The organism is Kitasatospora sp. RG8, assembly GCF_017813315.1.
Lineage (GTDB): Bacteria > Actinomycetota > Actinomycetes > Streptomycetales > Streptomycetaceae > Kitasatospora.
Genome location: NZ_JAGIYX010000003.1, coordinates 520,715 through 529,979, shown reverse-complemented (window position 1 = coordinate 529,979; position 9,265 = coordinate 520,715). Strand labels below are relative to the sequence as shown.

At 73.1% G+C, this 9,265-nt stretch carries 8 protein-coding genes; 7 read left to right on the top strand and 1 reads right to left on the bottom strand.

The window, feature by feature from the left end; translation table 11 throughout:
* Nucleotides 1–490 precede the first annotated feature (490 nt).
* On the top strand, nt 491–1,033 hold the full coding sequence (locus J5Y04_RS07690; RefSeq protein ID WP_209411060.1) for a universal stress protein: 543 nt from the start codon (nt 491–493) through the stop codon (nt 1,031–1,033).
* A gap of 111 nt (nt 1,034–1,144) precedes the next feature.
* Here the strand turns inward: J5Y04_RS07690 and J5Y04_RS07685 are convergent, their stop codons facing one another.
* On the bottom strand, nt 1,145–1,498 hold the full coding sequence (locus J5Y04_RS07685) for a chaplin (protein ID WP_245204385.1): 354 nt from the start codon (nt 1,496–1,498) through the stop codon (nt 1,145–1,147).
* A 370-nt stretch (nt 1,499–1,868) separates the two neighbouring features.
* On the opposite strand from J5Y04_RS07685, the gene J5Y04_RS07680 reads away from it, so the two are divergent.
* The 6 genes from J5Y04_RS07680 to J5Y04_RS07655 all read left to right on the top strand — a co-directional run bounded on the left by J5Y04_RS07680 (nt 1,869) and on the right by J5Y04_RS07655 (nt 9,209).
* Entirely contained in the window at nt 1,869–2,156 is a 288-nt protein-coding gene (locus tag J5Y04_RS07680; RefSeq protein WP_148640909.1) for a hypothetical protein, read from the top strand.
* A 101-nt stretch (nt 2,157–2,257) separates the two neighbouring features.
* On the top strand, nt 2,258–3,772 hold the full coding sequence (locus J5Y04_RS07675; RefSeq protein ID WP_209411059.1) for a PLP-dependent aminotransferase family protein: 1,515 nt from the start codon (nt 2,258–2,260) through the stop codon (nt 3,770–3,772).
* A gap of 636 nt (nt 3,773–4,408) precedes the next feature.
* Nucleotides 4,409–4,918, top strand: a complete 510-nt coding sequence (locus tag J5Y04_RS07670) for a hypothetical protein (RefSeq protein WP_209411058.1) — start codon at nt 4,409–4,411, stop codon at nt 4,916–4,918.
* Nucleotides 4,919–5,163: 245 nt separating this feature from the next.
* Nucleotides 5,164–6,087 carry a DUF1963 domain-containing protein gene (locus J5Y04_RS07665; RefSeq protein WP_209411057.1) on the top strand — a complete coding sequence of 308 codons (924 nt, stop codon included), beginning with the start codon at nt 5,164–5,166 and terminating at the stop codon, nt 6,085–6,087.
* Between the two features lie 121 nt (nt 6,088–6,208).
* Nucleotides 6,209–7,189, top strand: a complete 981-nt coding sequence (locus J5Y04_RS07660) for a hypothetical protein (protein ID WP_209411056.1) — start codon at nt 6,209–6,211, stop codon at nt 7,187–7,189.
* 610 nt (nt 7,190–7,799) lie between these two features.
* Complete coding sequence (locus tag J5Y04_RS07655) at nt 7,800–9,209, top strand: family 2B encapsulin nanocompartment shell protein (protein ID WP_209411055.1); 1,410 nt, start codon at nt 7,800–7,802, stop codon at nt 9,207–9,209.
* Nucleotides 9,210–9,265: the final 56 nt, after the last annotated feature.

Below are 9,265 nucleotides of genomic sequence, written 5' to 3'. Positions count from 1 at the left end.
TGGTGGCGGTGGCGGTCTCGTGACGGAAGGTCATGGGTGTCCTTTGGGGGTGTGCGGGCGTGCGGAACCAGGCCCTGGGGGGCGGTGGTTTCGGGGGGCTCGCGGGGTGGGGCACCGGGTGCGGTGGGCGGTGGTGCCGGGGAGCGGTGTGCTCGGTGCAACGGGTTCGAAGTTACGGGGGTGGGTGCGGGGGTTTCAAGGATTCGCAGGTTTGGGCACGTCAGGGTGCTGTTACCGGGGGTATGGATCTAGGAAATGGGATGATTTGAAGCCAAATGCCCCATTTTTCAAGATCGAATACGGTCTGGAAGTGGTCCGGGCCACACCGGGAGGGCTGTGAGGCCGGGCACATGGTCGACGGTGGGTGACCGGTCCGGGGCGGCCCGTGCGGGAAGTCCTGCCGGCCGGCCCGTCCCGGGGTGGCCCGCACCACAGCCCTCACCCGCCGCGCCCCACGTCGTCACCCGCTGTACCGCAATAGCCTCGGGCCATGAGCAACGAGAGCGATGCAGAGGCCGTCGGCGGCGCCGGGGAGCCCGTCGGTGCCGGGGGGCCTGCGGGGGAGCCGGGGGCGGCGGTCGCCCCGGCCGGGTTCGAGCTGGGGACCGACGGGCCGAAGGTGATCCTGGCCGGGCTGGACGGCTCGGACTCCTCCTGGCGGGCCACCGCCTACGCGGCCGGGCTTGCCAGGCGGCAGAACGCGACCCTCGCCGTGGCGTACGTGCAGCCCGTCCTCGGTGCGGCCACGGCGCTCGCGGGCGCGGCCGTCGAGGAGACCACCCAGGAGATCGCCGATGAGCTGCTGGCCGCGCTGCGCGAGGCCGAGCACCGCCTGCGCGACGTCTGGCGGGTGGAGTGGCGCTTCCTGACCGTCCGCGGCGACCCGTTCACCGGGCTGGCCAGGATGGCGGACGACCTGCGGGCGGACGCCGTCGTCGTCGGCGCGTCGGAGCAGGCCGGCCACCGGGTGATCGGCTCCGTGGCGGTGAGGCTGGTGAAGGCGGGGCGCTGGCCGGTGACCGTGGTCCCGTAGGGAGTCCGACGCCCGGGGCACGCCCGGGAAGCGGGAAGGGCTGCGGTCCCGGGGGGAAGCCGGGGACCGCAGCCCTTCGTAGCGGGGGGCGGACGGGAAATCGGCGTGGGCCTATCCGCCGAGGAGGGAGATGCTGTTGCCGCAGATGTTGAACTGCGCGTTGATCGGGATCTGGATCTGGTTGCCGGAGAGCACGCCCGGGGAGCCGGTCACGATGCCGCTGGCGGTGGCGCTGCCGGTGTTGATGCAGGTGGTCCCGCCCTGTGGGCCGTCGAGCAGCAGGCCGTCGGCGATCCCTGCGGCCGGGGCTACGGCCGGAGCGACTGCGGGGGCCTTGGCGGGGGCCATGGCGTGGGCGCTGTACCCGGCGCTGTCGCAGTCGCCCGCGAAGGCGGGACCGGCGGATATGACGGCCAGCGCGGCGCTGAAGCCGGCGGCGAACAGGTACTTCCTGGTGTTGGTCATGCCGGAAGGAATATCCAGGCGACACGCCTGACATCGCACAATCCGCCGATATGACCACTCGAACGCAGTCACGATTCGCCTCGGACGCAGCAGTCGCGCCACCCGGTCGGATCAGGCCCACTTCCCCCGCCGGAGCGTGGACAGCGCGCACCTGACCCGCGGGTCGCCCGCCCCGCCGAGGTGGCTCGCCCCGCCGAGGTGGCCTGCGCACCCGGCGGCCCCGTCCTGCCCGGTCCCGGTCCCGGCGCAGGGCAGGGATGGGCCACAGGCCCCGTGCCCCCGGGACGTCCGCCGCCCGAAGCTCGATGCACGGGCCGCAGCGGCGGCCCGTGACGGACGGTCCGGCTCACGGAGCGAGAGGAAGACCCGCATGTTCGCGCACTGGGGCACCTTCACCAAGAACGACACCCTCGGCGACTGTCTCGGCCTGGCCCAGGCCGCGGTGGAGAGCCAGGGCTTCCAGGTCTGGGACCTCGCCGGCGACGGCGACTACCAGGTCATCGGCGGCAACAACGACGTGATCACCACCATTGTCTGCGTCCCGCAGGCCGGCAACACCTGGCTGACGGTCAGTGCCTACTCCACGGACTCGACGCTCGCCGAGCGCACCCGCAACGACGTGCGCTCGTACATCGTCAACTCGATCCGGATCGACTGACCCGAGGCCGGCCCCCGTCGCGGGGGACACCCGCCCGGCGGCCCCGGGGACGGCCCGCCCGCCCCGGGGCCGCCGGCTGCCCGGCGATAGGGTTCGTGACCATGACGGACACCCCGACCGCCAGCTCCGCCGCCACCTCCAGCTCCGCCGCCACCTCCAGCTCCGCCGCGGCCGCCGGCTCCGCCACCTCTGCCGCGGCCGCCACTTCCGGCAGCGACCTGCACCTCGACCTGCCCGCCACGGGCGGCCGTCGCGCGGCGCTGATGGCCGCCCTGCGCGAGGCGATCCGCAGCGGCCGTCTCGCCCCCGGTACCAGGCTGCCGCCCTACCGCACCCTCGCCGCCGACCTCGGCGTCGCCCGCAACACCGCAGCCGACGCGTACGCCGAGCTGGTCGCCGAGGGATGGCTCACCGCCCGGCAGGGATCGGGGACCACCGTCGCCGACCGTGCCGAGCCGGTTGCCCCGAGCCGGTCCCGACGGGTGTCCCCGCCACGCCCGATCGCGCACGACCTGCGCCAGGGCCAGCCCGACGCCGCCTCCTTCCCGCGCGCGGCCTGGCTCGCCGCCGGCCGTCGGGCGATCACCGCGGCGCCCAACGAGGCCTTCGGCCCGGGCGACCCGCGGGGGCGGCGCGAGCTGCGGGCCGTCCTCGCCGACTACCTGGCCCGCGCACGCGGGGTGCGTACCGATCCCGAGCGGATCGTCGTCTGCTCCGGCTTCGCCCACGCGTTGCGGCTGCTGTTCGACGGCGAGGGCGCCGTGCTGCCCGCGCGTGAGAACGGGCCGCTGGCCGTGGAGGCCTACGGGCTGGCCTTCCACCGTGCTCTGCTGGCGCGGGCGGGGGTGACCACCGTGCCGCTGCCGCTGGACGAGGACGGCGCGCTGGTCGGCGGGCTGGCCGGGCTGCCCGAGGTCCGGACGGCACTGCTCACCCCCGCCCACCAGTTCCCGACCGGGGGACCGCTGCACGCGGCCCGGCGGTCGGCGGTGATCGACTGGGCGCGCGGGCGCGGCGGGCTGGTCCTGGAGGACGACTACGACGGCGAGTTCCGCTACGACCGGCAGCCGGTCGGCGCGGTGCAAGGGCTCGACCCGGAGCGGGTGGTCTACCTCGGAACCGCGAGCAAGAGCCTCACGCCCGCGCTGAGGCTCGGCTGGATGGTGCTGCCCGACCACCTGGTCGACCGGGTGCTGGCCGCCAAGGGCGAGCGCGAGGCCTGGGCCAGCGCGCTCGACCAGCTGACGCTCGCGGAGTTCATCGAGTCGGGCGGTTACGACCGGCACGTCCGCCGGATGCGCCGCCGCTACCGGGACCGCCGCGACCACCTGGTGGCCGCCCTCGCCGCGCGGGCACCGCACATCGAGGTGTCCGGCATCGCGGCCGGTCTGCACGCGGTGCTCCGGCTGGCGCCCGGCACCGAACGCTCGGTGCTGAAGGCGGCCACCTACCGGGGGCTGGCCGTGGACGGACTGGCCGACTACCGGCACCCGCTGACGGGGCGGGACGAGATGCCCGCGACCGACGGCCTGGTGGTCGGGTACGCCACGCCGCCGGACCACGCCTACCAGGCGGCGGTGGCCGCACTCTGCGACATCCTGCCGCCGCCGCTCTGAGGACGGCCGGCGGGGGCCCGGCCAGCTGTGGTCGGCACATGCCGACGGAAGGGCGGGAACCGCAGGAGGCTTCCGGGAACATCCCGGGAGGGAGCGCACCCCGAGGGGCGAACACCCCCAGGAATACGGGATGTTGCTGCGTCGGCGCCCGCTGCGAGGATTCGGCACAGGCACCGGATCACCGACCAGGTGCCGAGCTCACCAGCTGTCCCGGGAGTGCGGACGCCGGGGCCGGTGCCCCCACGCGCCGCTCCGGCGTCCGCGTCATCGGGACACCCCGCCCGCGTCGAAGGAGAGTCCGGACATCATGACAACGCGCCGAATGATCACCGCCGGGGCGTTGCCGCTAGACCGCCGCTTGACCGCTGCCTGACCGGTGCCGACGCGGACGTGCGGGGTTCGTGCGCGCTGGTACGCGGAGCGCCGGCGCCGACCCGGAAGGCGGTCGGCGCCGATGCCGGCGCCGCGTGGTGCACCGGGGGAGCGGGCGCGGCCCGAGGGTAGGGGGACAGGCGCCCTCCGGGCAGGGTGGAGCGTAGGCAATGGCCCGCCGCGTCCGCTCCGCTGTCATATGCCAGTACGGGTCGGGGCGGAGTCCGGCGCGGCGGACGGCGAAGGCCCCTACGCTCATTGGTCATGCGCAGAACACATGTGAGCCGCTTCGGAATTACCGCGATCCTGGCCCTTGTCATCGGTCTGCTCCTCTCGGCCGCCCCCGCCCAGGCCGACACCCCACTGCTGGCCGTCAGCTCCGACAAGGCGACGGCGACCCCGGGCTCCTCGGTCACCCTGACCCTGACCCTGACCAACCCGCACGACACCCCCGTGCAGTTCGTCTACCAGTCCATCCAGCCGACCTACGGAACCACCCAGAACACCGGGCTGAAGTACGCGTTCTCCTCCTGCGGCGGCAACGTCAGCGGGTGCGACACCGGTGCCACCAGCGGAGTGGTCCACCACACCGTGCCCGTCGCGGCGGGTGCCACCACCACCGTCACGCTCACCTACGACATCGCCGCCGACTCGGCCTGCGGCTCCGGTGCGCGGATCGACTTCTACACCTACATCTACGACGAGTACGCGGCGGGTGCGGCCACCGACTCCGGCATCCTCGACGTCCCCGGCAACGAGGTCACGTGCTCCTGAGCCACTCCGCGACCCGGGCCCACCGGGAATCCCGCGGAGGGCCCCCGAACCCCCGTCAGGCGCCGGCCACCCCCCGTGTCGGCGCCTGACGGGCCATCCGCACGTCCGTACGGCCCACCTGATGCACAGCACCTCCTGATACACAACACCTCCTGATGCACGGACGCCGGAGCCGGAGCCGGAAGCCGGGAGTTGCGGACACGCGGGCGTAGGGATTGTCAGACCCGGATGGCAGGCTTGGGCCCATGGCCGAACCGCTGACCACCTATGCGCCCGACCCCGGGCCGCCGACCACGAGCCCCGCCGCGACCGGCCGGGCCGACACCCGTTCGGGCTGGACCGCCGCGCGCCCGGGCGAGACGCCTCCGAGCCACCCCGGGATTCCGATGCCCTTCGCCGTGTACGAGGCGATCCGCGCGCGGGCGGACGCGGAGACCGCGCCCCTGGTCGACGGACTGTTCCGGCCCTCCCTGGTACTCGACGCGGAGACCGCCCGCACGGACCCCGACGCCACCGGCCCCGGGGCGGGGCAGCTCGGCGGCCTGCCCGCGCTGCCGGACGGCACCGAGTGGCCCGAGTTCGCCGGCCGGCCGATGCAGTTCCTCGCCGAGCTCGACTGTGCCGGGCTGGCGGAGGCCTTCCGGGCCGCAGGTGCCGCAGGTGCCGGCGGTGTCGGTGGTGTCGGTGGCGACTGGCCACTGCCCGCGGACGGGCTGCTCCTCTTCTTCCACGACGACTGGATCTCCGACTTCAGCGGCCGCGGCTGCCGGGTCCTGCACGTCCCCGCCGGCGCGCCGCCCCGTCGCGCCCCCGAGAGCGAGCTGAGCACCCCCGCCGTCGCCGCCGTCCCGGTCGGGGCCACCTGGCAGCTCTCCGCGCCCTCCTACCAGGACTGCGAGCTGGAGAACCTCTTCCCGGACGACTTCATGATCGCCCTCGACCTCGCCGCGGACTTCCGGGACCACCTGCCCCGCCCCGACGTGCGGGTACTCGGCTGGTGCGACACCGACACCGGCCGCCCCGAGGGCCACCGGCCGCTGCTCCAGATCGAGAACCAGGCCCTCGACGTGGACTGGGGCGAGTGCGTCAACGTCTCGTTCTGGATCACCGACGAGGACTTGGCGGCCGGCCGGTTCGACCGCGTCCGACACGGCTTCGAGGTGGCCTGACCAGCGGCCCGAGCGGCCTCGGCGCGCCGATACTAGGCTGCTGACAGGGGCCGTGGGCCGCCCGCCCGGAGCGCCCCGAGGCGGAGCGGGTAACCGAGGCCGAGCGGGCAGAGGTGAAGCGGTGACGGACGTGACACCCGAGGGACCGGCGGTACCGGTGCCGGAGGAGCCCGACGCGCCCGAGCCCCCGGTCGCGGAGCTGGTGCGCTCGATCCGCGCCCACCCTTCCAGGCTGCCGGAGCTGCTCGCCGTGTTCGCCGTCCGCCACCGCGGCCCGCGTGCCGCACGCCGGGTCGCCGGGTTGCGGGCCTCGCATCCGGACGCGGACCTGGGGGAGCTGGTGGCACTGACCGTCGAGCGCGCCCGGCGGGTGAGCCGGAACGAGGGCGCCTTCGTCGGCGGGCCGTTCCTGTGGCTGGTGCCGTTCGCGTTCTGTACCGCGCTGCTGGAACAGGGGCAGCTGTTCCTGGAACTCGCCGCCCTGTCCGGCAAGGACCCCGCCGCCCCGGAGCGGACCGCCGAACTGTTGGTGCTCCAGGGCGCCCACCCCGATGTGGCCGCCGCGGAACGCTCCCTCGCGGAGCACCCGCCGGCTGCCACGAGCAACGGGCGACGGCGCGGGTTCTGGTCGCTGATCTGGCGGATGGCCCGGCTGCTCGGACTGACCAGCGAGGGCGTCGACCCGCCGCCGCCCCGCTGGCGGACGGCCGGCGGGTGGCTGGTGGTGGTGCTGGTCCTCATGGTCGGCATGGTCGTTCCGCTGGTCTGGCTGCCCTACATGGCGGTCTCCTACTACCGGGCCACCGGCCGGATGGCGACCCGAGGCGTCTCCTTCTACTTCGGTGGTGACCCGGCCTTCGGTGGTGGCTCGGCCGACTGGCCCGAGCGGCACAGCGCCCGTACCGATCCCGGGATCGTCGCGGCCGCCGCCCAGACGGCGTTCTCGTTGTTGATCCCGGTGGGGACCGTGCTGTTCCTGGTGATCGCCGACATCCGGCTCGCCGGCAGCCGGTGGCCGGTACTCGCCCTCGCGCTGATCGGCCTCTCCGGGCTGGTGGGCGCGGTCTGGTACCGCCGTCACAGGCGGCGGCGAGAGGCCTGAGCCGCGAGAAGCCTGGGCCACGAGAGCTCTGGGCCACGAGAGCCCTGGGCCGCAAGAGCCCTGAACGGGCTGGACCGGGTCGATGAGGGCTGCAGCGCCGCTCCGGGCCGCTCCGCCGACAGGAGGGTGGCAGGCCGGTGGCAGGCCGCTGCAGGATCGACGGCAGGGGCACCGACGTGATCCGACGCCCCGTTGCCGGAGCCTCCGGCCGCGCCCCATGCTTCACCCGTTCGACGCTCGAACTCCTGTTTCACTGGGTTGCGGCCGAGCCGTGGGATCGCGAACCCCTCCCGTAGCTCCGTTCGGTTGGATGGGATCGTTCCGGGCCGGGGGCGATTCGCATGCACAGGAATTCGAAGTTCCGTCTAGGGACAGTTGACGGATTCCAACCACTCCATGGTTGAGATTCACCCTATCGGGGGGCACTCGGCGTTCGTACGGGGCTGGCCGGGTTTCGGTGATCTAGGGTTCCCGGTGGGCCGCCCGAGTGGGCGGAGGGCCGTGCGGAGATTTCGCCAACGCCCCCACCATGAAGCCTATCTGACGATCTGCCACACATCTCGCCGCGGCGGATCGGCGTGACCTGACCAGATGAAGGAGAACCCTGCCGATGCCGGTGGAGACCAGCCCGGAGACACAGCAGGTTCCGCAGCAGTCGAGCCTCACCACAGCCGCTGCCCGCAATCTCGCCACCACCACCAAGTCCGCGCCGCAGATGCAGGAGATCACCTCCCGCTGGCTGCTCAAGGTGCTGCCCTGGGTGCAGGCTGCCGGTGGCGCGTACCGCGTCAACCGCCGCCTCACCTACACCGTGGGCGACGGCCGGATCGAGTTCATCAAGACCGGTTCGGAGGTCAGGGTCATCCCGCGCGAGCTGGGCGAACTCGCCCTGCTGCGCGGCTTCGAGGACGACGACGTGCTGATCGCCCTCGCCGACCGCTGCGAGCAGCGCGACTTCGGTCCGGGCGAGGTGCTGGCCGAGCGCGGCGCGGCGGCCGACCGGATCTACCTCATCGCCCACGGCAAGATCAACCAGATCGGCACCGGCAAGTACGGTGACGAGACCGTCGTCGGCGTCCTCGGTGACGGCGACCGGTTCGGCGAGCAGGCGGTGCTCGACCCCGACGCCGTCTGGGAGTTCACCGCCAAGTCCGCCACCGCCGGCACCGTGCTCTCCCTGCCCCGACGGGAGTTCCAGGCCATCCGGGACGGCTCGACCGCCCTCCAGGACCACATCCGCGACTTCCTGGCGCTGCCGCTCCAGCGCCAGAACGAGCGCGGTGAGGCCGAGATCGCCATGTCGGCCGGCCACCGGGGCGAGTACGAGCTCCCCGGCGCCTTCGTGGACTACGAGTTGAAGCCGCGCGAGTACGAGCTGAGCGTCGCGCAGACCGTGCTCAAGGTGCACACCCGGGTCGCCGACCTCTACAACCAGCCGATGAACCAGACCGAGCACCAGCTCCGGCTGACCATCGAGGCGCTGCGCGAGCGCCAGGAGTTCGAGCTCATCAACAACCCGGAGTTCGGCCTGCTCAACAACGCCGACTTCGACCAGCGGATCCAGACCCACTCCGGTCCGCCCACCCCGGACGACCTGGACGAGCTGCTCAACCGCCGCCGTGACCCGGACTACCTGCTCGCGCACCCGCGCACCATCGCGGCGATCGGCCGCGAGCTGAACGCGCGCGGGCTCTACCCCCACCATGTCGACCTCGGCGGGCAGCAGGTGCCGGCCTGGCGCGGGGTGCCGATCCTGCCGTGCAGCAAGATCCCGATCACCAAGGAGAACACCAGCTCCATCCTGGTGATCCGGACCGGCGAGGACAACCAGGGCGTCATCGGCCTGCACCAGACCGGCATTCCGGACGAGTACCAGCCCAGCCTCTCGGTCCGCTTCATGGGCATCAGCGAGAAGGCGATCATCTCCTACCTGGTCAGCGCCTACTACTCGGCCGCGATCCTGGTGCCGGACGCGGTCGGCGTCCTGGAGAACGTCGAGATCGCGCACGGCCGCCACTGAGCGGTGCACCGGGCCGTCATCCGCTGACGGCCGGACGGAACGCGGTCAGGCCGTAA

What these genes read in the sequence shown, in the direction of transcription:
- J5Y04_RS07690 (WP_209411060.1), top strand. Translation starts at nt 491, where the DNA reads ATGAGCAACGAGAGCGATGCAGAGGCCGTCGGCGGCGCCGGGGAGCCC.
- J5Y04_RS07685 (WP_245204385.1), bottom strand. Translation starts at nt 1,498, where the DNA reads ATGACCAACACCAGGAAGTACCTGTTCGCCGCCGGCTTCAGCGCCGCG.
- J5Y04_RS07680 (WP_148640909.1), top strand. Translation starts at nt 1,869, where the DNA reads ATGTTCGCGCACTGGGGCACCTTCACCAAGAACGACACCCTCGGCGAC.
- J5Y04_RS07675 (WP_209411059.1), top strand. Translation starts at nt 2,258, where the DNA reads ATGACGGACACCCCGACCGCCAGCTCCGCCGCCACCTCCAGCTCCGCC.
- J5Y04_RS07670 (WP_209411058.1), top strand. Translation starts at nt 4,409, where the DNA reads ATGCGCAGAACACATGTGAGCCGCTTCGGAATTACCGCGATCCTGGCC.
- J5Y04_RS07665 (WP_209411057.1), top strand. Translation starts at nt 5,164, where the DNA reads ATGGCCGAACCGCTGACCACCTATGCGCCCGACCCCGGGCCGCCGACC.
- J5Y04_RS07655 (WP_209411055.1), top strand. Translation starts at nt 7,800, where the DNA reads ATGCCGGTGGAGACCAGCCCGGAGACACAGCAGGTTCCGCAGCAGTCG.